The 22,474-nt window shown below is 72.1% G+C and carries 20 protein-coding genes; 5 read left to right on the forward strand and 15 right to left on the reverse strand.

All coding sequences use genetic code 11. From position 1 onward, the window contains the following. Positions 1-27 precede the first annotated feature (27 nt). On the forward strand, positions 28-507 hold the full coding sequence (locus DEJ22_RS14120) for an NUDIX hydrolase (protein ID WP_111228225.1): 480 nt from the start codon (positions 28-30) through the stop codon (positions 505-507). A gap of 160 nt (positions 508-667) precedes the next feature. On the opposite strand, the gene DEJ22_RS14125 is transcribed toward DEJ22_RS14120, so the two are convergent. The 4 genes from DEJ22_RS14125 to DEJ22_RS14140 are packed head-to-tail and all read right to left on the reverse strand — an operon-like array spanning position 668 to position 4,747. Further along, the gene (locus DEJ22_RS14125) at positions 668-1,738 is read right to left on the reverse strand and encodes an ABC transporter ATP-binding protein (RefSeq protein ID WP_111228224.1); all 1,071 of its coding nucleotides are present in this window, start codon (positions 1,736-1,738) and stop codon (positions 668-670) included. After that, complete coding sequence (locus DEJ22_RS14130) at positions 1,735-2,583, reverse strand: ABC transporter permease (protein ID WP_111228295.1); 849 nt, start codon at positions 2,581-2,583, stop codon at positions 1,735-1,737. Before DEJ22_RS14130 ends, DEJ22_RS14125 begins: the two co-directional genes overlap by 4 nt. A 23-nt stretch (positions 2,584-2,606) precedes the next feature. Next, positions 2,607-3,602, reverse strand: a complete 996-nt coding sequence (locus DEJ22_RS14135; RefSeq protein ID WP_111228294.1) for an ABC transporter permease — start codon at positions 3,600-3,602, stop codon at positions 2,607-2,609. A 5-nt stretch (positions 3,603-3,607) separates the two neighbouring features. Then, positions 3,608-4,747, reverse strand: coding sequence for an ABC transporter substrate-binding protein (locus DEJ22_RS14140; RefSeq protein ID WP_111228293.1), 1,140 nt, complete (start codon positions 4,745-4,747; stop codon positions 3,608-3,610). A 156-nt stretch (positions 4,748-4,903) separates the two neighbouring features. On the opposite strand from DEJ22_RS14140, the gene DEJ22_RS14145 reads away from it, so the two are divergent. Continuing rightward, on the forward strand, positions 4,904-5,458 hold the full coding sequence (locus DEJ22_RS14145; protein WP_258379725.1) for a YdeI/OmpD-associated family protein: 555 nt from the start codon (positions 4,904-4,906) through the stop codon (positions 5,456-5,458). 148 nt (positions 5,459-5,606) lie between these two features. Here the strand turns inward: DEJ22_RS14145 and DEJ22_RS14150 are convergent, their stop codons facing one another. The 9 genes from DEJ22_RS14150 to DEJ22_RS14190 all read right to left on the reverse strand — a co-directional run bounded on the left by DEJ22_RS14150 (position 5,607) and on the right by DEJ22_RS14190 (position 19,119). Further along, positions 5,607-6,470, reverse strand: a complete 864-nt coding sequence (locus DEJ22_RS14150) for an NAD(P)H-hydrate dehydratase (protein WP_111228223.1) — start codon at positions 6,468-6,470, stop codon at positions 5,607-5,609. Then, positions 6,460-7,200, reverse strand: coding sequence for a histidine phosphatase family protein (locus DEJ22_RS14155; protein WP_111228222.1), 741 nt, complete (start codon positions 7,198-7,200; stop codon positions 6,460-6,462). The genes DEJ22_RS14150 and DEJ22_RS14155 overlap by 11 nt, the downstream gene beginning before the upstream one ends. A gap of 69 nt (positions 7,201-7,269) precedes the next feature. Further along, complete coding sequence (locus DEJ22_RS14160; RefSeq protein ID WP_181430974.1) at positions 7,270-8,025, reverse strand: hypothetical protein; 756 nt, start codon at positions 8,023-8,025, stop codon at positions 7,270-7,272. A gap of 567 nt (positions 8,026-8,592) precedes the next feature. After that, positions 8,593-11,715: an alpha-mannosidase gene (locus tag DEJ22_RS14165; RefSeq protein WP_111228220.1), complete on the reverse strand. Its 3,123-nt coding sequence runs from the start codon at positions 11,713-11,715 to the stop codon at positions 8,593-8,595. Between the two features lie 61 nt (positions 11,716-11,776). Then, positions 11,777-12,676 carry a carbohydrate ABC transporter permease gene (locus DEJ22_RS14170; protein ID WP_502861920.1) on the reverse strand — a complete coding sequence of 300 codons (900 nt, stop codon included), beginning with the start codon at positions 12,674-12,676 and terminating at the stop codon, positions 11,777-11,779. Positions 12,677-12,678: 2 nt separating this feature from the next. Continuing rightward, on the reverse strand, positions 12,679-13,629 hold the full coding sequence (locus tag DEJ22_RS14175; protein ID WP_111228219.1) for a carbohydrate ABC transporter permease: 951 nt from the start codon (positions 13,627-13,629) through the stop codon (positions 12,679-12,681). A gap of 174 nt (positions 13,630-13,803) precedes the next feature. Beyond that, positions 13,804-15,165, reverse strand: coding sequence for an extracellular solute-binding protein (locus DEJ22_RS14180; RefSeq protein WP_111228218.1), 1,362 nt, complete (start codon positions 15,163-15,165; stop codon positions 13,804-13,806). A 589-nt stretch (positions 15,166-15,754) separates the two neighbouring features. After that, a complete protein-coding gene (locus DEJ22_RS14185; RefSeq protein WP_111228217.1) occupies positions 15,755-16,597 on the reverse strand; it encodes a PhzF family phenazine biosynthesis protein in 843 nt (280 codons plus the stop codon). Positions 16,598-16,674: 77 nt separating this feature from the next. Next, positions 16,675-19,119, reverse strand: coding sequence for a lamin tail domain-containing protein (locus DEJ22_RS14190; RefSeq protein WP_111228216.1), 2,445 nt, complete (start codon positions 19,117-19,119; stop codon positions 16,675-16,677). A gap of 247 nt (positions 19,120-19,366) precedes the next feature. Here DEJ22_RS14190 and DEJ22_RS14195 point away from each other — a divergent pair, with 247 nt between their 5' ends. Next, complete coding sequence (locus tag DEJ22_RS14195) at positions 19,367-19,795, forward strand: hypothetical protein (RefSeq protein WP_111228215.1); 429 nt, start codon at positions 19,367-19,369, stop codon at positions 19,793-19,795. 10 nt (positions 19,796-19,805) lie between these two features. Here DEJ22_RS14195 and DEJ22_RS14200 read toward each other — a convergent pair whose 3' ends face one another. Next, a complete protein-coding gene (locus tag DEJ22_RS14200; protein WP_111228214.1) occupies positions 19,806-21,056 on the reverse strand; it encodes an ROK family transcriptional regulator in 1,251 nt (416 codons plus the stop codon). Between the two features lie 133 nt (positions 21,057-21,189). Between DEJ22_RS14200 and DEJ22_RS14205 the strand changes: the two genes are divergently transcribed. Together DEJ22_RS14205 and DEJ22_RS14210 are read left to right on the forward strand one after the other, a co-directional pair. Then, a complete protein-coding gene (locus DEJ22_RS14205; protein WP_111228213.1) occupies positions 21,190-21,645 on the forward strand; it encodes a GNAT family N-acetyltransferase in 456 nt (151 codons plus the stop codon). A gap of 8 nt (positions 21,646-21,653) precedes the next feature. Further along, positions 21,654-21,980 (forward strand): MGMT family protein, encoded by a 327-nt coding sequence (locus DEJ22_RS14210; protein WP_111228212.1) that lies wholly within the window; start codon positions 21,654-21,656, stop codon positions 21,978-21,980. A 40-nt stretch (positions 21,981-22,020) separates the two neighbouring features. Here DEJ22_RS14210 and DEJ22_RS14215 read toward each other — a convergent pair whose 3' ends face one another. Next, positions 22,021-22,443 (reverse strand): DUF805 domain-containing protein, encoded by a 423-nt coding sequence (locus DEJ22_RS14215; RefSeq protein ID WP_111228211.1) that lies wholly within the window; start codon positions 22,441-22,443, stop codon positions 22,021-22,023. Positions 22,444-22,474: the final 31 nt, after the last annotated feature.

A 22,474-nucleotide genomic window follows, 5' to 3' on the forward strand; every position in this document is an offset into this window, starting at 1 on the left:
GACAGGGGCGGTCGGTAGCGTTGGTGCATGCCGACCCCTGACTTCGTCCTGGCCCTCCGCGAGAAGGTCGGGACCGACCCGCTCTGGATGACGGGCATCACCGCGGTGGTCACCCGCGGCGAGGGCCCGGACCGCGAGCTGCTCGTCGTCCGTCGCGCCGACAACGGTGCGCTGACGCCGGTGACCGGCATCGTCGACCCGGGCGAGGAACCCGCCGTCGCCGCCGAGCGCGAGGTGCTCGAGGAGGCCGACGTCGTCGCGGTCACCGAACGGCTGACGTGGGTGCACGTCCTGCCCGAGATGACGTACCCGAACGGCGACCGGGCGCAGTACCTCGACCTCGTGTTCGCCTGCCGGTACGTGTCCGGCACGCCTGCTCCCGCGGACGGCGAGAACACCGAGGCGTTCTGGGCGCGGCTCGACGACCTGCCGGACATGTCCGCCGACATGCTGGCACGGGTCCGGGCGGGCCTGTCCGACGAGCCGGCCGCGCGCTTCGAGCGCTGACCCGCCGCCGGTCTGGAGGCACGGTGCGGGCCCGCCCCGCGCCTCCCGTCCGGAACCGGGTCGCCGTCACTCCCGCGGAAGCGACAGATCGCCGCCGACGGTTCCCGGCATGCTGTCGCTTCCGCGGACCTCTTCGGGGAGGAAAGCGGGAGTCGCGCCGCTACGCGAGCGGGGCGACAGCGACCGGGGCGCCGAGCAGCCGCAGGGCCACGGCGTCACCCGCCGTGCGGCGGTCGCCGACCTCGTGCTGCACCGTCACGACCGTGTCGTCGTCGAGCCGGACCGTCGTGCGGCGGATCGACCCGAGGAAGCTCGAGGCCACGACGGTACCGGTGACGCCCTCCGCGGCGAAGGCAACGTCCTCCGGGCGGACGTGGGCGATCACCGGGCCGTCGGGCGTCCCGGCGTCGAGGGCGGGCACGCGGAAGCCGTACACGAACACGTCACCGTCGCGCAGGTCACCGCGGAGACGGTTCGACTGGCCGACGAAGTCCGCCGTGAAGGCCGAGACCGGGCGGCGGTAGAGCTCCTCGGGCGTGCCGACCTGCTCGATGTCGCCGGCGTTCATCACCGCGATGCGGTCGGAGACGGCGAGGGCTTCCTCCTGGTCGTGGGTCACGAACACGGTCGTGATGCCGAGGTCGCTCTGGATCCGGCGGATCTCGTCGCGCAGGGACACCCGCACCTTCGCATCGAGCGCCGAGAGGGGCTCGTCGAGCAGCAGCACACGGGGCCGTGTCACGAGCGCGCGGGCGAGGGCGACACGCTGCTGCTGGCCTCCCGAGAGCTGGTGCGGGAACCGATCGGCGAAGTCCGCGAGGTGCACCATGTCGAGCGCCTCGATGACGCGCTCGCGCCGGGCGGCCGCGGGGACCTTCCGCATCTCGAGGCCGAACGAGACGTTCTGCCGCACGGTCATGTGCGGGAACAGCGAGTACTGCTGGAACACCATGCCGATGTCCCGCTTCTCGACCGGCACCGATGCGACGTCCGTCCCGTCGATGCGGATCGCGCCGCCGTCGATCGCCTCGAGGCCGGCGAGGGCACGGAGCGCGGTGGTCTTGCCGCAGCCCGACGGCCCGAGCAGCGAGACGAACTCGCCCGGTTCGATGCGGAGCGACAGGCCGGCGAGCGCGCGGTGGGAGCCGTAGTGCTTCTCGACGGCCTCGAGCTCCACGGCCGCGCCCTCGGTGGACAGCGACGCCGGGGCGACGGGGGCGGTGACGGTCATGCGGACTCCTTGGTGGTGCGCCGGCGGGACGCCCCGACCCGGCCGATGACGACGAGCAGCAGGAACCCGAACAGCAGCGCGGCGAGCGAGAAGATCGCAGCCACGTAGGGGTCGGTCTGCTGCACGAGCACCAGCGCGGTCTGGAACGTCGTGCGGGACAGGAACGAGGCGAGGGTGTACTCGCCGAGGACGACCGTGATGGTCAGGAAGCACGCGGCGGTGATGCCGCGGCGGAGGTTCGGCAGCAGGATCCGCCACGTGACCGTCCACCACGACGCGCCGAGGGAGCGGGCGGCCTCGGCGAGCACGGCGACGTCGATCGCGGTCAGCGCCGCGGCGATCGGGCGGAACGCGAACGGCAGCGAGACGATGCCGATCGCGAAGGCGAGGGTCCAGGCGCCCGACCCGAAGACCTGCGCCACCACCTGGTACACGGGGATGAAGCCGACGACGAGCACCACGACGGGCACGGTGATCGGCACCAGGCAGACGAACTCGAGCACGCGGCGCAGGCGGGGGTAGCGGAGCGCGGTGACGATCTGCGCGGGCAGGAGGACGAGCAGCACGATGGCGACGGTGATCACGGCGATGAGCAGGGACGCACCGAGGCCGTCGAACACCGGTCGGTAGGTGAACGCGTTCGCCGGGTCGACGATCGCGGCGTAGTGGTCGAGGGTGAGCGCGCCGTCAGTGCCCTGCCGGAACGTGAACTGGGCCAGGGCGACCAGTGGCACGGCGAAGACGAGTCCGACCAGGGCGAGCACGACGACGGCGGTGACCCGTGACGGGGCGACGCCGAAGCGGCCGACGCGGGTCGGGCCTCCAGGACGGGGCGTGGCGGTCACGGGGCGGACCGACGGGACGGCGGTCACCGCTGCCACCGCGCGGCACGACGCTGGAGCAGCGAGTAGGCGCCCATCACGGCCGCCATGACGACCACCATGCCGAGGGCGAGGACACCGGCGACGTTCTGCAGCCCGATGAGCGTCTCGCTCGTGAGCTGCGCGCGGATCGTCAGCGGGACGATGCCGCCCTGCGAGATGAGGGCCGCCGCCGTGGCGAACGACGAGAACGCGTTCGCGAAGAGCAGGAGCAGCGACCCCCAGAACGCCGGTGCCAGCACGGGCAGGGCGATGCGGCGCCAGTAGGTCGCGCGCGAGGCGCCGAGGGTGGCGGCGGCCTCGCCCCACTGGGACCGGACGCCCTCGAGGGCGGGCATGAACGTGAGGACCATGAGCGGCACCTGGAAGTAGACGTAGGGGATGACGAGGCCGGGCACCGTGTAGAGGAAGGCGCCGTCCGCGTTGAGGTCGACGTGGAACGTCGAGACGAGCCACGTGGTGACGAGCCCCTGCACGCCGATCGTGGCGATGAACGCGAACGCGAGCATCACGCCGCCGAACTGCGCGAGGACGCTGGCTGCCGAGTCGATCATCGAACGGACGAGTCCGTCCGGCCGGAGCGCCGAGAGCGCCCAGCAGACGAGGGCTCCGACGACGGCGCCGATCACGGCCGAGACCGCGGAGAGGCCGAACGAGCCACCGAAGGCGCGGAGGACGGACGGGTCGCCGAAGGCCGCGAGGTTCGCGAGGGTGACGGCACCGTCACCGGTGGTGAACCCGCTGCCGACGGCGATCACGGCCGGGACGGCCAGGAACAGCAGGACGTAGGCGGCGAACGGGGTGAGGCCGAGCCAGGCGAGACCCGGGCGGCGGCGAGCACGGGTCCCGGCGCCACGGGTGGCTGCATCGGCGCCGGACGGCTCGACGGAGGCCGGTGCCGCGCTGGTGGCGGCGGCGACCGGCGCCGCCGTGCCCGCGCCCGGGGCGAACGCGCTGCCGCCCGGCGCCGATGCGGTCGTCATGCTGCTCAGGACCCCATCGTGGCGGACCACTTCGCGGCGAGGACCTTCGCGGCGTCGGCCACCTGCGCGTCGGTCAGCTCGACGTAGTCCTTCGGCATCCCGCCCGCAGCCTCGAGCGCGTCCTCGTCGACCTTGCCGGACTGCTGGAGCGCGGCGAGGGTCGACGGGAAGGCGCCTGCCTGCAGGTAGAGGTTCTGCGCGTCCGGGCTGGCGATGTACTCCTGCCACAGGCGGGCCGCCGCGGGGTGCGGGGCGTCCTTGCTGATCGCCTGCGAGTAGTACGAGCCGAGCGCCTGTCCCTCGGGGACGACCGTCTTCCAGTTCTTGTTCCCCGACGCACCGGCAGCCGGACCCCACGCGAGGTTGTTGTACGACCACTGGATCACGACCGGGGTCTCCCCCGAGGCGACCGTCGCCTGCGACGGCAGGACGTTCTGGAAGTTGCCGGCCTGCTTGAGCTTGCCGAAGTACTCGACGCCCTTGCTGATGTCATCGGCCGAGCCGCCGTTCTCGAGCGCGGCGAGGTACACCGCCGAAGCGGCCTGGTTCGCCTGCGTCGGGTCGCCCGCGATCGAGACCTTGCCCTTGTACTCGCTGCCGAGCAGGTCGTCCAGGTCCTTCGGGGCGTCCGTGATCTTCGAGGAGTCGTACCCGATCGACATGAGGCCCGTGTAGTCACGCGTCCACTTGCCGTCCTTGTCCTTCAGCGTCTCCGGGATGTCCGACCAGTTCGCCACCTTGTAGTCGGTGAGCAGGTCGAGGTTCTGCTGCATCACCGCGTTGCCGAGGTCGAGCACGTCGGGTGCCGTCGACTGGCCCTTCTGCGACTTCACCGCGGCGACCTCGTCGGCGCTCGAACCGTTCGGGTTCGCCGAGTTGACCTTGATGTCGTACTTCTGCTCGAAGCCGTCGATGATCTTGCCGTAGTTCGCCCAGGTCGGCGGCAGCGCGATCACGTTGAGCTGTCCCTCGGCCTTCGCGGCCTCGACGAGGGCGTCCATGCCGCCGGCGGACTCGGCGCTCGTGGCGGTCTTCCAGTCGGCGTCGCTCGACGTCGACGCGCTGCTCGTGGCCGAGCAACCGGCCAGGGTGACGACTGCTGCTGCGGCCAGGGCGATGCCGGCCAGGGTGCGGGTGTGCTGCACGGGGTGTGCCTTCCGGGTGCTGTGGGGGTTCGGGTGTCCGGGGGTCCGGTTCGGCACGATCGTGGACGCGCCCGGTTTCGGGGTCGTGCTGCGGCGGTGAACGGTGGCGGAACAGCGGGTGCGGCTGTACGGTTTCGCTGCCGGGGACCGTCCCCGGTGAGGGTCGGTCGCGGCGGGCTCGACGTCCGCTCGCGCGGTGCGCTCGACTGGTACGACGCGGGGTCGCGTCGGCCGCGCGGGGCGGTCACGACCGCGGACAGCCGGGAGGCACGGGTGCAGTTCACGACGACGGTCCTGCAGGCGAGGAAGACGGCCACCGGACTGCCCGTCCCGGAGGACGTCATCGACGCGCTCGGCTCCGGGAAGCGTCCCGCCGTGGTCGTCACGATCGACGGCGGGTACTCCTACCGGTCCACGGTCGGGGTGATGGGCGGACAGTTCCTGGTTCCGCTGTCCGAGGCGCACCGGACGGCCGCGGGCATCGCCGCCGGGGACACCGTCGAGGTCGCGCTCGAGGTCGACACCCTGCCGCGGACCGTCGAGCTGCCGACGGACCTGGCGTCGGCGTTCGAGGCGGCCGGGGTCAGCGCGGCCTACGAGACCCTGTCGGCGTCACGGCAGCGGGCGCTCGTGGACCCGGTGCTCGCGGCGAAGGCACCGGAGACGCGACAGCGCCGGGTCGAGAAGGCCGTGGAGGCGTTGCGGGGGTAGGAGCTGTTGCGCGTAGGCAGTCGTTCCGCGCGTAGGGGACTGTTCCGCGCATAGGCAGTCGTCCCGCGCATAGGGCGCAGGAAGTTCCAGCTTCCCATGCGCGATCGAGCTTCCCAGGGCACGTGCGATGGGCTCGAACGGCGCCGGATCAGCGACCGAGTTCGACCAATACCTTGGGAATCTCAGCGAGGAGCTCATTCGCCAGGTAGCCGAGTGGTCCGACCTGCACCGCGAGCCGGTCTCCCGCGGTGGCGTGCACGGAGGATGCCCATGCTGCCGCCTGTGCTGGTTCGGCCCCGCGTGCGAGCAGCCCGACGACCACGCCTGAGAGCACGTCGCCACTGCCGCTCGTGCCGAGCCCGCCCGCACCCGTCCCCTTGAGCCAGGTGCGGCCGTCGGGTGCTGCGATCACGTCGGACAAGGCGACGACCGCGCCGAAGCGCTGGGCGATCGCGAGCGCATCGGCGGCGTCGTCGTCGCCGCACGTCCGACCGAGCAGACGCTCGGCCTCACCGCTGTTGGGGGTCATAACGAGGCGTCCTCGGAGCGGCTGCAGCTCGTCGAGGACGTCGGCAGCCACCCCCAGGGCGAAGGCGTCGAGCACCACGAGGGTCTCGTCGCCGACGACGTCGGCGATACCCGCCACGAGCGCTCGCGTGCCGTCGGGCTCATCGAGCCCGGGGCCGATCAGGACTGCGTCAGCGCCACCGGCGTCATCAGCGATCGCGTCGATCGCGCCGACCGCGATGTGTCCGGACTCGTCCTCGGCGAGCGGAGCCACGCCTGACTCGGGGACGGCGACCGCCACCTCGGTGGCGACGCTCTCGGCGACCGCGAGGGTGAGTCGTCCCGCGCCGACCCGAAGCGCGGCGAGCGCCGACAGCATGGCAGCACCCGGCGTACGAGCGGCGCCGCCGACGACGAGAACCTCGCCGCGTCCGTACTTGCCCGCACCTGGTTCGGGCAGCGGCCAGTCACGCAGGAAGTTCGGGGTGAGCTGTTCAGTCGACACGGACGTCGTCCTTCCGGCCGCTGTGCTCGGTGACCTCGTCGTCGTCGAGGTGTCCCACGGCGGAGAACTCCTCGAGGGTCCACGACGCACCAGGTTCGTCGCGGTGCAGGCGTGTGAGCGACGCGTTCGCGACGGTGTGGTCCTCGGCGAAGGCCATGAGTGCGTGCTCGTCGAGGTCGAGGCAGACAGCGACGGCGAGCATCACGACCGCGTCATGTGCGGCGATGAGCAGCCGGTCGGTTCCTTCGAGGCGGTCGACGTCGGCCATCACGCTGCGCAGCCGGAGCATCACGTCCGCCCACGACTCCCCGCCGGCGGGCCGGTGGTAGTACTTGCCGAGCCACTGCCGTCGGCGTTCCTCGTCCGGGTACCGGTTCCGCACGCCCTGCCGGGTGAGGAGGTCGAGGACGCCGAGCTCACGATCGCGCAGCCGTTCATCGACGCGCCTCGGCGGCTCGGTCAGCCCGCCCGCCTCGAGCGCGATGCCGATCGTCTGCTGCGCACGCCGGTAGGGGGACACCCACAGCGCGACGGCCACGTCGTCGACCCCGCGGTCCGCGAGCTCCTGCCCCAGCGCTCGGGACTGTTCCTCGCCCAACGGACTGAGTGGGACGTCCGCGTCGCGGTGGTCGACCTCGATGACATCTGCTCCCGCGGCGTCAGCTCGGGCCGCGGCGATGTTCGCGGTGGACTCGCCGTGCCGCACGAGCCAGATCTCGGTGACTGCCATGTCGCCGACGCTAGCCACGGCCCGCTGAGCCGCTTCCCGGCCGGTTGCACGCGGTCGAGGACGCCCTGGTCAGGTGGTGAGGTCGCGAGCGCTCCGCACCGGACGGGCTCGGCTGGGGAGCCCGGCGGTCCGCAACCGCAGCGAGAGCGCGTCGAGGTCCCACAGGTCCCGCCACTCGAGACGGACGATCACACGGACGGCCGGCACCGAGTTCAACCGCTCGTGGCGGCGTTTCTCGTCGACGATGACCTGCGCTGCGGTCCGTCCGTTCCGGTACCGCTCTTGCGCGTACTTCGCGCGACCGTCGATCTCGACGATCACGCCTTGCTCCGGGAACCAGAAGTCCACCTCGTAGCGATGCCCTCCCACGTCGAACCGCTGCTGCAGGACGGGAGCAGGCAGCCCGAGCTCCCAGAACACCACGCGGGCGAGCGACTCCGCGGGTGACCCGGATCGAGGGTCGGCGAACTCGATCGAGCGTGCTGCGAGAGCACGCCCGCGGTGGTGCGGCAGCCCTCCGAGAGCCCGGTGGACGTCACGCTTCACCAGCCCCTGTCGGAGTGCCGCATCCGCGAGCACGACGGTCGTGCGGACGTCTCCCTGCAGTGCGACGTCAGCCACCGTCCTGGCGACGGACGTGAACCGCAAGCCCCCGTGGGCGACCACGTCAGCGGGTTGTACGGGCCTGGTGTGAAGGACGAGCCCCTTCGTCCCACTGCGGTACTGCGTCTTCGGAACGGTCAGGTGCACGTCGTCCGGCCACCCTCGGAGCCAGGGCAGCCCGTGCACCGCGGCGGCAGAGACGTGCGAGCCCACAGCTGCCACGCTCCGGCGCCCCAGTCTCGCGAAGACCCGGGTCACGTAGCGGCGGCGAGGGCCTGCATCGTCCCAGTCGGCTCCCCTCACGAACGCGTTGGGCCCCACCCGCACCAGGCGGTCCGGGCCGTCGGAGTTCGCGCGGCGGCGAAGCGTCGCACCGGAACGTCCCGCGTCACGGGTGCAGTTGGCTCGGTAGATCGCGAGGGGCACTTCCATCTCTCCACCGTGGCTGCGGTCGGTCCCGGCCAGGTGGCCGGCATCGGAAACTGTGGACGCGCCTCCCGGCCGACGACGGTGTGCAGGACGATTCTTCGTGCCCATCACAGTTGGCATGCGAGGCAGAACCGCGCATACGGGGCAGGAAAGAACCGCCTCCTACGCGCGGAACGACCTCGCACGCGCAAGACGGCCTCCCGCGCGCGGAACTGCCTCGCCGACCGCCCCGACCCGGCCCGGCCCCCGGCCCCGCCCAGCCACCACCGCCGCGCGCGACGCGGCGCCGGGAGAACGCACCCGTGCTCCCCCGGCGCCGCAGTTCCCCGCCGACCCCGCTGCCCCGGGGTCGGCGGTGTCTCAGGCCCGCCGAACCCGCAACGTGACGATCTCGAACGGGCGCAGCGTGAGCACGACCGGTTCCCCGGCCGCCCACGACCCCGACCCGAGCGGCCGCTCCAGCAGGTCCACCGCCTCGACAGCGTCGACCTCGAACCCGAACGACATCCCGACGTCCGACGCCCGACCGCCCGACGCCTCGTAGAGCCGCACGACGACGTCCCCGGAGCGATCCTCGGCGAGCTTCACGGCCTCGACGAGCACCTGGGGCGAGGACACGGTGACGAGCGGGTCGACCGTGGCTGAGCCCGGCACCGAGCGCACCGGCAGGTTGAGCCGGTACCCGGAGTCCGCCGCGTCGAGCACCGAGGCTCCCGTCCGCAGCACCGTCCGGAACACGTGGTGCCCCTGGTCGGCGTGCGGGTCCGGGAACGTCGGCGCGCGCAGCAGCGACTCCCGCACCAGGGTCGTCGTCCCACCGTCGGGCCGGGTCGACCGGGTGATGTCGTGTCCGTACGTCGAGTCGTTCGCGACCGCGACCCCGAACCCGGGCTCCGCGACGTGCACCCACCGGTGCGCGGAGGTCTCGAAGCGCGCCATGTCCCACGAGGTGTTCTGGTGCGTCGGCCGGTCGATGTGCCCGAACTGGATCTCGCTCGACGCGACGGACGCCCGGACGTCGAGCGGGAACGCGAGCTTGAGGAGCTTCTGCTTCTCGTGCCACTCGACCTCGGTCTCGACGTGCAGCTCGGGCTGCCCCGCGACGGCTGTGTACCGGGTGGTCACCGACGACGTGCCGAACGGCCGCATCACGACGAGTGCGTCGCCGTCCACGTCGACCGACGCAGCCGACAGCACGGTGCCGCTCCGCTGGTAGGCGCGGTCGATGTCCCACGCCTCCCACTGGTTCGGGGTGTCGCGGAACACCGTGTACTGCGCGGCAGCAGCCCCGGGCGCGATCGCGTCGCGTCCGGTCGCGTGGTCGACGAACGACACGACGTGGCCCTCCGCGTCGACGGTCGCGGTGACGACACCGGTGTCGAAGACGAAGCGGTCACCGCTCCGGACGGGAGGCACGGCCTCCTCCGCCGACGCCGCGGAACCGCCCAGGGCGGTCACCCCGCCCGCCGCCACGGGCGAGGCGTTGAAGCGCACCACCGTCCCGACCTCGGCGCTGCCGCCGGTCCCGACGGTGCCGGGATCCCGGGGAGCATCGAGCACGGCCCCACCGTCCCCGACGAACGCGGTCGCGGACGCCCCGACCCCGGCGAGCACCGGCGCCCCACCGCTCGCGAGCGCGGACGTCGAGGCGCCGATGAGCCCCTCGAGGACCTCCGCCACCCGGGCGTACTCGGCCTCGGCGTTCTCGTACACCCACGCGATCGACGACCCCGGCAGGATGTCGTGGAACTGCTGCAGGAGCACGGTGTGCCAGACGGACTCGAGCTCGTCGTACGGGTACTCGGTGCCGAGTCGGACGGCCGCGGTGGCCGCCCAGAGCTCGGCCTCGCGGAGCAGGTGCTCGGAGCGCCGGTTGCCCTGCTTCGTCCGGATCTGCGACGTGTACGTGCCGCGGTGGAACTCGAGGTACATCTCCCCCGACCACACCGCGGGCTCCGGCAGGACCCGCTCGAGCTCCTCGAAGACGTCGGCCGGGGTGCCGAGGTCGACCCGCGGTGAGCCGTCGAGGTCGTGCTGGCGCCGGGCGGCCGCGACCATCTCGCGGGTGGGTCCGCCACCGCCGTCACCGAAGCCGTACAGGAGCATCGAGGTGTTCGCGACGCCGCGCTCCTTGTTCCCGCGCTCGCCGCGGTGCAGGTCGGCCGCCGAGACGTCCGAGTTGTACGTGTCGGCCGGGGGCAGGTGCGTCAGGACGCGCGAACCGTCGATGCCCTCCCAGTGGAAGGACGTGTGCGGGATGACGTTCGTCTCGTTCCACGAGGGCTTCTGCGTGACGAACCACTTCGACCCGGCGGCGCGGACGATCTGCGGCAGGGCTCCGGTGTAGCCGAACGAGTCGGGCAGCCAGGCCTCGGGGGTGTCGACGCCGAACTCCTCGAGGAAGAGCCGCTTGCCGGCGACGAACTGCCGCGCCAGCGCCTCACCCCCGGGCAGGTTCGTGTCGGACTCGACCCACATGCCGCCGACCGGGATCCACCGGCCCTCGGCGACGCGCTGCTTGATCCGCGCCCAGATCGACGGGTAGCCGTCACGGATCCACGCGTACTGCTGCGCGGAGGAGCACGCGAACGTGAAGTCCGGGTCCTGGTCCATCAGGTCGAGCACGTTCGAGAACGTGCGCGCGCACTTCCGGATCGTCTCGCGGACCGGCCAGAGCCAGGCGGAGTCGATGTGGGCGTGCCCGACGGCGACGGCCCGGTGCGCGGCGGCGCTGGCGGGCACGGCGAGCGCCGGGGCGAGCACGGCGCGGGCCTCGGCCGCGGTGCCGGCGACGTCGTCGGGGTCGAGGGCGTCGGCGGCCCGCTCGAGCACGCGCAGCAGGTCCGCGCCGCGGGTGCCGTCGGTGGGCAGCTCGGCCATGAGCCCGCGGAGCACCCAGACGTCCTGCTGGAGCTCCCACACGGTGTCGTCCCGCTCGACCAGCTCGAGCGTACGGAGGCGGTAGATCGGCTCGGTGCCGGCGGTGGCCTTCGAGCCGAGCGGAGTGGCCCCCTGGAAGTCGTCGCCGCCGATGTCCGGGTTCGCGGCGGCCTCGACGTAGACCTCGAAGGAGCCGCCGGGGCCGACCTCGACGGGCACGGTGTCGTTCCGCGGCTCGATGCCCTTGATCGTCGAGCCGTCGGTGCGCCAGGCGAGCCCCTCGGCCTGGAACCCGGGCTGCCGCTTCGAGAACCCGAGGTCGACCCGGAGCTCGACGGTGGTGCCCGGGTCGACCCCGAAGTCGTCCGGCACGGTGCCGCGCACCCGGAACCAGGTGGTCCCCCAGGGCCGACCGCCCCAGGCGTCACCGACACGGAAGGGCGTGTACTCGGCGGCGGCTGCCTCGGTGAACGGCACCGGTTCGTCCGGCACCTGCCAGGCGTCGACGGTGACCGGGGCCGAGCGACGGTGCACGGCGGGGTCGATGCGGTCCCGGACGAGACGGGCGATCCGGGCTTCGACGAGGGGTTCGTCGTGGTGCATGGAGGTGGTTCCTTTCCAGCAGGGGCGGTCGGGCGCGGTGCCCGGAGAGCACGAGGGGCGGTCAGCCCTTGATGCCGCCGGCGAGGGCGTTGCCCCCACCGAGGCCGCGGGACACGAGCACGTAGAGGGCGATGACCGGCACGGAGTACACGATCGAGAACGCGGCGAGCTGCCCGTAGGCGACGGCCCCGTTCTGCCCGAAGAAGTTGAAGATGCTCACCGCGGCGGGCACCTTGTCGGGCGAGAGCAGCAGGACGAAGGGCACGAAGAAGTTCCCCCACGCCTGGATGAACACGAAGATGAACACGACGGCGATCCCCGGGCGCATGAGCGGCACGACGATGCGCGTCAGCGTGGTGAACATCGACGCGCCGTCGGTCCAGGCCGCTTCCTCGAGGGAGATCGGCACCGAGTCCATGAAGTTCTTCGCCATCCAGATCGCCATCGGCAGGCTGGTCGCGGCGAGGAAGAACACGCAGCCCCACACGTTGTCGATGAGGTTGAGCGACACGAACAGCGCGTAGACGGGCACCATCATCGCGGTGATGGGCAGGCCGGTGCCGAACAGGATGCTGTACAGGAACGGCTTGTTGACCCGCATCTTGTACCGGGACAGCGGGTACGCGGCGAGCAGGGCGAACACCACCGTGACGACGGCGGTGCCGCCGGAGAGCAGCAGGCTGTTCGCGAGCGGGATGAACGACAGCTCCGGGGTGAGCACCTGCGTGAAGTTGTCGAGCGTGAACTGCGACGGGATCTTCACGGACAGTGACGCCTGCGTGTCCACCGAGGCGAGCACGAGCCAGAGCAGCGGCACCGCGAAGCACACGGCGATGACGAGCAGGACGACGTTCGACACCCAGCGCATGGTGCGGCCACGCGGCGAGGTCATGTGCATCGCACCCGGAGCCGTCACGGAACGGGTCGCGTTCGACACGGGACGGTCAGCGGTGAGGGCCATGGTCAGTCCACCTCCGGCTTGAGCGCCCGGATGTAGATGATCGAGAACACCGCGCCGACGACCAGGAGGATCGTCGCGATCGCGGTCCCGAAGCCGAGCTGCGAGAACTTGAACGCCTCCTGGTACGCCAGGATCGGCAGGGTCGACGAGTTCGTGCCCGGCCCGCCGCCCGTCATCACGAAGATGAGGGTGAAGACCGACAGCGTCTGCAGCGTCGTGAGCATGAGGTTCGTCGAGATCGACCGGCGGATGACCGGCAGCGTGATGTAGACGAGCCGCTGCCAGCCGGTCGCACCGTCCACCTCGGCGGACTCGGTGATCTCCTCGGGAACCTCCTGCACGGCCGCCGAGTACACGAGCATCGAGAACGCGGTGCCGCGCCAGACATTCGCCAAGACGACCGCGATCATCGGGTACGTGTAGAGCCAGTTCGGCCCGCTGATCCCGATGGAGGCGAGGAACGAGTTGAGCGTGCCCTCGTCGTGGAAGAAGGCGTACGCGGCGAACGAGGCGACGATCTCCGGCAGGACCCACGCGGCGACCACGAACGTGCCGACGACCGCGCGGACGGCCTTGTTCGCACTGCGCATGAGGAGCGCGAGCCCGAGACCGAGCACGTTCTGCCCGACCACCGCCGAGGCGATGAGGAACACGATCGTCAGGACGACGGACTTCGGGAAGTCCGGGTCCTGGAAGAGCTCGACGTAGTTCTGGAACCCGACGAACTGCTGGTTCGCCGCGTCGACGCCGGTCAGGGCGGCGTTGGTGAAGGACCCGTAGAACGACGAGATGACCGGGCCGAGCAGGAAGATGACGAGCAGGACCACGGCGGGCAGGAGCGGGACGACCCGCGTCGCGTTCCGCAGGGGGCGCCGCTTGCGCGGCACGGGTGGATCGGTGCGCTTCGGCGCGCCGGGCGCCGACAGCGTCGGCGCGAGAGGGGTGCTGGACACGTGGATGCCTTCCGGGTGCGGAGGGGTTCCGAAGGTGGGTGGGGGACGGACTGGGCCCCGACCGCCGGTTCCGACGCGCCGCGGAGCTTGCGGAGCGGCGCGTCGGCCGTGCGGTTGGGAGAGGCGCGGTGCACGGGGTGACCCGCGCCTCCTGTCCGTCAGACGGTCACGCCGCTAACCGGCGGAGACGGTGTTTTCCTTGCCGACGACGCCCTCGACGGCCTTGTCGTAGACGGCTGCGGCCTCGGACGGCGACTGCTGACCGGTCATGACGGACTCCATCGCGACCTGGATGGCGTTCGACACCTGCGCGTACTCGCTCGTCGCCGGACGGAAGTTGGTGTGCTCCACCAGGCCGGAGAAGAACTCGAAGGTGGGGTTGGCGCCGGTGTACTCCGGGTCCTCGGCGACGTCCTTCCGGACGGCGATCTGGCTGTTCTCGGAGTCGTACTTGATGGAGCCGTCCTTGTCGAGGAACATCGTGATGAAGTCGAAGGCGGCCTGCGGGTCCTTCGACTTCGCACCGACCGACAGCGTCCATCCACCGGACATCGAGTTGTACCCGGGCTCCTGGCCGTTCTGGGTCGGGAACGGTGCCTGGCCCATCACGTCGTTCCACTCCTTCCACGGAGCGGTACCGGTCTCGAGCCACGTGCCCGACTGCCACGAGCCGTCCAGGTCGATGGCGAGCTTTCCCTCCGGGAGCCACGTCTGCGTGATCGTCGTGCCGATGTTCGTGTCGAGCGCCTGCTGCGGGGTCGGGCCGAGGTCGCCCTGGTAGACGTCCTCGATGAACTGCAGCGAGTCCTCGAACTGCTTCGACCCGACGACCCACTTGCCGTCCTGGTACAGCGTGTTGCCGTCACCGTCCGCGCCGTAGAGCAGCATCTCGAAGCCCTGCATGGTCGAGGCCTCGCCCTGTGCCTTCCCGGAGTAGATGTTGAACGGGATGACGTCCGGGTCCTGCTCCTTGATGGTCTTCGCCGCGGCGAGCACGTCGTCCCAGGTCTTCGGCTTCCACGGCACCGGCAGGCCGACCTTCTCGAAGATGTCCTTGTTGTACCAGAGCGCCCGGGTGTCGGTGCCCATCGGGACGCCGTAGATCTTGCCGTCCTCGCCCTCGCCGGCCTGCTTGGCGTTGTCGTAGAACTGGTCCCACTCGTCCCACTTCTCCGTGTACTGGTCGATCGGCAGCAGGTACCCGGCGTCGGCGTCCGCCTTGATGCGGAAGGTGTCCTCGTAGATGACGTCCGGAGCGGTCGCGGGCGCGCGGTTCATGAGGGCGAGCTTGGTGGCGTAGTCGTCCTCCTGCGCCTGGATCGGCACGAGCTCGACCTTCTTGCCCGGGTTGGCCTTCTCGTACTCGGTCTTCACTTCCTTCATCTGAGCGTCGAGCTGCTGGAAGGCGCCGAACTTCTGGTAGGCGATCTTGATCGTGTCGCTCGAGGCAGAGCCCGAGCTGGAACAACCCGCCAGCCCGACCGCGGCGACTGCCACGGATGCGAGACCGGCGATGATTCGGGTGCGGCGTTTCATCGGTGCTCCTTTGCACGGGATGTCCGCGGGCTCCGTCACCCGCGCGCAGGATTAGTACAGCGTGTGGACTTATTCGTGTCAAGCACTTTTCGTCACGGGTCGGCAACGGTCCCGAGGGCGCGGGGGACGGGGGGTCGGTGCCTGCGGTCCCCCGAGGCACGGCGCCCGCACTTGACGATCCCGGGCGTACCAGGCGGGAACGGGCGTACCTGGCCTGCCGGAACGACCAGGTACGCCCGGAAGCGCCAGCCATCGCGGGCGTTCTGGGAAGGAACGGTCACCTGGAGACGCGGCACGACGAAGCAACCCCGTGCGCCGGGCGAGATCGGGCGTACCAGGCGGGAACGGGCGTACCTGGCCTGCCGGAACGACCAGGTACGCCCGGAAGCGCCAGCCATCGCGGGCGTTCTGGGAAGGAACGGGCACCTGGCGGTCGGGTGCGGGCAGCCCCGCCCGGGTCACGCGACCGGGGTGGCGCCGCCCGGGTCGGGCCAGCAAGGTGGCGCCGCCCGGGTCGGGCCAGCGGGGCCGTGTCGCGGGTCGGGCCAGCGGGGTCGCGCAGCCGATCGGACGATGGGGGCGCCGCCGGTCAGGCGATGGGCGTCGCGCCGCCGGTCACCGTGATGCCGCCGGACCCGGGGACGTCGACGAGCAGCACGCTCGGACGACCGACGTGTCGGCCCTGCCGGATCACCACGCGGTCACCGGCGGACACCGCACCCACCGCCCGCAGGTACGCACCGGTCGACGCCGCGGCCGACCCCGTCGCCGGGTCCTCGGTGATGCGCCCGGCAGGGAACAGGTTGCGCGCCTCGAACTCGAGCGGCGCCGTCCGGTGCAGGACCGTGACGGTGCCCGCCCACCCGTACTCCCGCTTCAGGGCGGCGAGCGCGGCGGGGTCGAAGCGGAACTGGTGGAAGAGCTCGGGGTCCGCGAGCACGACCACCGGGTGCCAGTTGCCCGCGAAGGACTCGAGCACCGGGAAGCCGTCGGCGACGTCACCGTCGACGAGCCCGAGCACGGCGGCGAGCCGCTCCCACCGCTCGGGGGCGATCGGACGGGTGTCGGGCTCGACGCTCGTCATCGCGACCTGCACGCTGCCGTCCGGCGCGGTCCTGGTGTCCACCGCGATGTCCCCGGCGGCGGTCGAGAACACCCGGGCGCCGGTCCCCTCACGCTCGGCGAGCACGACGGCGGTCGCGACGGTGGCATGCCCGCAGAAGGGGACCTCGGCTGCTGGCGAGAAGTACCGCAGCCACGCGCCGCCGTCGGTCCGCCCGACCACGAACGCGGTCTCCGGGTACGCGACCTGCTGGGCGACGGCGAGCATCTCGGCGTCGGTCATCCCCTCGGCGTCGAGCACGATGCCCGCAGGGTTACCGCCACCCGGCTCGGCGGCGAACGCGGTGTAGCGGAGGACCTCGGTGCGCATCCTCCGACGCTACCGCGGTACGCCGACGCCCCGCCGTCCGGAGGGACGACGGGGCGTCGGCGAGGTCGTCCCGGGGTTCAGGCCCGCGAGTCTGCCGACCGACGGCGACGCGCGACGAGGACACCGGCGCCGGCGGCCACGAGCAGGAGCGCCGCTGCGATCCCGCCCGTCAGCTCGGCACCCGTGAAGGCGAGCTCGCCGGTCGCGGGGTCGACCCGGATGCCCGTCCACCCGAGCACGGTGCCGTCGAGTGCGGTGACGGCGAGACGGTGCTGACCGACCGACACGTCGGCGGGGACGACGACCGTCACGGTGCCGTCCGCGGCGACGACCGGCGTCCCGAGGAGTCGCGCACCGGAGAACAGCCAGACCGCCACGCGCTGTCCGGCGTACTGCGTCCCGACGTTGATCGTCACCGAGCTGCCCGCTCGGACACTCGACGGCGCGGACACCACACCACGGTTCCCGTCGACGAGGGCCGAGGCGTCGGGCACGACCGGCGCCGTCGCGCTCGGGGTCGTCGGGGTCGGGGTCGGGGTGCCACCACCGCCAGCGCCACCACCCGTGCCCGGAGCCGGGGCCGGCGTGCTGCCACCGTCCCCGCCCGGAGCGGGCGTCTCGCCGTCACCCGGAGCGGGCGTCTCCCCGTCACCCGGCTCCGCCGTCGCGTCGCACGGGTACGTGCCGGTCCGCAGCGAGGACCCGTTCGTGTCGTTGTCGTCGGCGGTGAAGGTCGCTCGAGCACCGTCCACGCAGCGCCCCGAGATCGCGAAGCCCTCGTTCGCGAGCGTCCGGTCGGCGTTCGCCGGCGCCTCGTACAGCGTCGCGAGCGTGAACGCCCCGTCCCGCACGTCGAACAGCGCCGTGCGGCCGGAGCACGCCTCGTCGCAGACGACCCAGAGCGCGTCGAGCGTCGGGTCGAACTGCACCTCGGCGACGAGGGAGAACGGCGTCGCGATCGTGGCGACGCGCTGGGAGGAGCCGTCGTCCATCAGCGCGTAGGCGTACACGCTCGCGGTGCCCTCGACCCCGACGAGGAAGAGTCCGTCGCCGTGTCCCGGGTACGTGGCCGGCGCGTAGGCCGCGCCGGTGTGCTGGTCGACGAACCCGTGCGAGGTCAGCCACGCGTCCGGCACCCAGGTCACGCCCTCGAGCCCGGCGTTCGCACCGAGGCCCGGGAAGTCCGCGGCGAGGTTCCACTCGTCCGTGGCGCGCAGGACCGCCTCGGAGCCGTCGGTGGTGGCGATGCGCAGCACCGACGGGCGGCTGACCTTCGACACGTCGTTGTCGCGCTCGGTCGACACGTAGACCGCGCCGGGGTCGTCCGCCGTGACGGTGACGCCCTCGGCGTCGGGCGTCCCGGTGCCGTCGGCGTACCGCAGGTCGACGCCCGCCTCGTTCGTCGGGGCCCACCCGCCCCGGCCGTCGGAGGCCAGGTGGTACAGCAGCCCGTCCCCGTTCTGCACGGCCCAGAGCTGCCCGTCGCGCGAGGAGGCGGACGGCGCCCAGTCGAGGCCGCTCAGGTCGCCGCTGAAGGTGTCCTCGGCGTCCAGCACGGTCTCGTCCGGTCCGCCGGGCCACGCCTCGGCGGTGACGACGCCGGCGAACCGGTTCACCGCACCCTTCGTCGGCTCCGCGGTCTCGGCGAAGTCGCCGGTGCCGTCGGGGTTCCGCCCGTACGTGGTCGCCGCGTGCGCGGTCCACGAGTACTCGTCGACCAGGAGCCCGCGGGGGTCGTACAGCCGCACGCTGTCGGCCTTCCCGAGCCCGAAGCCGAAGCCCGTGCCCGAACCCGCCTGCGCTTCGTCGAGCACCGTGAAGCCGCCCGGGGCGACGGTGGTGCCGGCGGGGATCGTCCACGCGTGGTCGTCCTCGCTGTCCCGCAGCACGGACCCGCCGAGGTCGACCGTGGTCGTCCCGACGTTCGTCAGCTCGACCCAGTCACCGGGGGTGCCGCCCTGCGACTCGACCTCGTTGATGCGCACCGGCGAGGAGCAGTCGTTCGCCGCGCCCTTCGTCGACGCGGTGGTGTCGACCAGGACACCGGAGCCGTCGGGGCAGCTGCCGTACGTGACGGCCGCATGCGTGCTCCACGCGTACCGCAGGGCCAGTGCGCCGGACGGGTCGTACAGCCGGACCGAGTCGGCACCGCCGAGCCCGAAGTCGAAGCCCGGACGGGTGGTGGTCTCCTGGTCGACGACGAGGTACCCGCCCGCGGCGATCGTCGTCCCCTGCGGCAGCGTGTACGCGGTGTGCGACGGGTCGGAGTCGAGGAAGCGCCATCCGCTCAGGTCGATCGCGGCGGACGAGGTGTTCACCAGCTCGACCCAGTCGGTGTCGTCGGCGTTGGACTCGACCTCGTTGATCGCGAGTCCGGCGGCGGGGCCGGTCGTGATGCGGGCGCCGACGGTCGGGTCGTCGTCACCGACCGCGGCGACGGCGGGGGTCGCGGTCAGCACACCGGCGGCGAGGGCGATGCCCGTCGCGAGGCCGGCGCCGAGCCGCAGGGCAGGGGTGCGCATGCAGGGTCCTTCTCGGGGAGGTCAGGGAGACCTGCACGACTGTTCAGCATCCCGGCGTCCGGCCGGTGGCGGCCAGGTGAACGACGGGTGTCGTGAGCAGGCGGCGGACGGGAGGCGCGGTGTCGGCCGGTCCCGCGCCTCCCGTCCGCCGACGGCGCCGATCGCAGACGGAGACTCGCGACTCCTCACAGGGGACGCCGACAGGATGGGAGGGACCACGCGAGCGCGTTGGGTCGGAGAGGGAACCGTGACGGACGACACCAGGAACACCGCACTGCAGTCGATGATCGAGCGTGCCGGGCGGCTCACCGCCGAGGAGGCCGAGGCCCTCGACGTCGCCTGGAAGGCGGACGAGCAGATCGTGGTGCCGGTCTCGAGCGCGTCGCTCGCGGTCCAGGGCGGCGCCGACGGCCGGATGGTGACGAACGCCGACCTGCTCGCCGCGTGGCAGCACGCGCTCGACGCCGCCGGCGAGGCCGGTCGCGTCGACGAGATCGAGGCCGCGCAGGAGGCCGGACGCGCGGTGAAGCACTCCGACGCGCACCTCCGCGACCGCGCCGGGGCCGAGGAGGCCGTCCGCTCCGCGGTCCTCGCGACCGGCGTGCGCGACCTGCTCACGGACGACGAGTACGCCACGCTGACGGCCACCTGGCGGAAGGTGCTCGGCGACCGCTGACCCTCGCCGGTCAGCGCCGGATGAGCAGCGCGCTCGCCCGCGGTGACAGTGCTGCGTCGAGGACGAGACACGCCGCACCGACCGCGGCGACGTCCGCACCGCGACCGCTGTCGACCACCGCGATCGGGTGCTTCGGTACGAGCAGCGGGGAGTCGACGACGGCGCCCCTGGCCGCGGGCAGCGCCGCCGACGCGATCCGCGACCAGAAGGGACCGCCGAACACGACGCGGTCGATGTCGAGCAGGTTGACGATGACGACCACCGCCTGCCCCATCACGGCGCCGGCCTCGGCCGCGAGTCCGACCGCGACCTCGTCACCGTCGTCGATCGCCGCGCCGAGGGCCTCCCATGCGCGCTGCACGGCGGTGACGTCGTCGGCCGGGGCGTCCTCGGCGAGCCGGAGCCCACGCGATCGGGCGACCTGCACGAGCCGGGCCGGCGCCACGGCGGCCCCGACCTCGCCGCGCGTACCCGAGCCGTCCGGTGTGCCGGCCAGCGCTCCCTGGTCGACCATGATGTGCCCGGCGTCGCCGGCGTTCGAGCCGACACCGCGCACCGGCTCGTGGTCGACGACGAGCCCGACGCCGAAGCCCGTGCCGAAGTAGACGAAGGCGAAGTTCCGCGCGGAGGACTCCCCCGCCAGGAACATCTCGCCGACGACCGCCGCCGTGACGTCCTTCTCGAGCAGCACCGGGAACCCCGTGGCCTCGGCGAGTGCGTCCCGCAGCGGCACGTCACGCCACCGCGGCAGGAACGGCGGGTCGAGCACCACGCCCGCGTCGACGTCGATGGGGCCGGGGCTGGCGATGCCGACGCCGAGCACGCTGTCCACGGCGACCCCGGCGTCGGCGACGAGCCCGTCGACGGCGGTCGCGATCGTCCGCACGACCTCGGACGGGTCGTCGGCCGACGGGGTCGAGGTGGTGGTCTCGGCGACCACGGTGCCCGCGAGGTCGAGGAGCACGTAGGTCACCACCGCGGGGTCGACGTGCACACCGACCGCGTAGCGGCTGGTGGCCTCGAGCCGCAGGATCGTCCGGGGCTTGCCGCGGCCGGCGACGACGGTGCCGGACTCGGCGATCATGCCGGCCTCGATGAGGAACCGGGTCACGTTCGAGACGGTCTGCGCGCTCAGCCCGGTGCGGGCGGCGAGCTCGACGCGGCTCAGGCCGTCGGGCGAACGGCGGACGGCGTCGAGCACGACGGTGCGGTTGAAGCCGCCGATCGACGGCAGGTTCGCGCCGCGCCGATGCTCCGCCATGTCGCGACCCTACCGCGGTCACCGGGCCCCGCACCGCGGCGCGGATGTCCGGGCCACGCGGTCCACAACGGTGCGGCAACGGTCTGCCCGCCGTCCTGGCACCCGGACGGGGAGCACCGCTAGCCTGAGCGGCATGACGGACCTCCGCCTCGAAGCCCTCTCCGCGTCGACCGCCGCCGCGGCCAACTCGCTGACGCTCAAGCCCGGGCAGGAGCAGTTCGTGCAGCCGACGACGTACGGTGTCGCCGAGTCCGACGTGAAGCCGAGCTCGGCGTGGACCCGCGTGGTGCTCGACGGCGACCGCGTGGTCGGGATGATCATCGGCACCTTCGACGAGGACAACAACGAGGAAGAGCTCCGGAGCGCGATCTGGCGCGTCAACGTCGCCGCCGACGCGCAGGGCCGCGGTGTCGGTCGCTTCGCGGTGCACGGCCTGGCGGACGAGGCGCGGAGCCGCGGCTTCGAACGTCTGACCGTCGTCTACGAGCCCGGTGGTGACGGCAGCCCCGAGGCGTTCTTCCGCGCGCTCGGGTTCGAGGTGGTCCGCGAGACCCAGTACGGCGACCACTTCGCCGTGCTCGCCCTGTAGCCGGACGGGTGGACGAAGCCGACTTCGGCGCAGCCGTCGCCGAGGTGGTCCGACTCATCCCGCCGGGTCACGTCATGACGTACGGCGACGTCGCCGCGGCGCTCGGGTCGCGGGCGTCCCGCGCGGTCGGCAAGGTGATGGCCCACGAGGGCCGCGCCCTGCCGTGGTGGCGCGTGGTCCGGTCCGGCGGGCTGCCGCCCGTCCGGCACGAGGCCCGGGCACTCGAGCACTACCGCGTCGAGGGGACGCCGCTCGTACAGGGCACCTCGACCTGGAGGGTCGACATGCGTCGTGCGCGCTGGTCGCCCGCCACGGACGCCGACGACCCGTTCTGACCGGGCGCGACGACCGGTTGGTCGCGCCCCGCGTGCGCGCTCAGTCGAAGCGCGCGCCCTTCGGGTTCGACGGCAGCAGGAACATCACCAGGAGCACGAGCGAGCCGACCACGGGGAGCACGTGCAGGAACTGCCAGAAGCCGGACCTGTCCGCGTCGTGCAACCGCCGCGCGCCGAGGGCGAGCGAGCCGACGAGCGTCACGAGTCCCCACAGGACGAACAGGTACGAGCCGACGGGGTTCTCGAGCACCGGGGTGTCCGGCGTGAACACCTGCGGCACGAGCTGCAGTGCGAGCCCGATCACGAAGGACGTGATCCACCACCACCAGAACTCGGAGCGCGAGGCCCGGCCGGTGAACACGGTGTACTTCCGCCAGAACCGTCGGACCGCCTCGGCGAAGGGTGCCCCGTAGAAGGGGTCGCGCAGGGCGACGCCGCCGGGCTGCACGCTGTCGTTGCTCATGGGAGCAAGCCAACCACGTGCAGCCCGGTGC

Source organism: Curtobacterium sp. MCSS17_007 (assembly GCF_003234175.2).
GTDB lineage: Bacteria > Actinomycetota > Actinomycetes > Actinomycetales > Microbacteriaceae > Curtobacterium.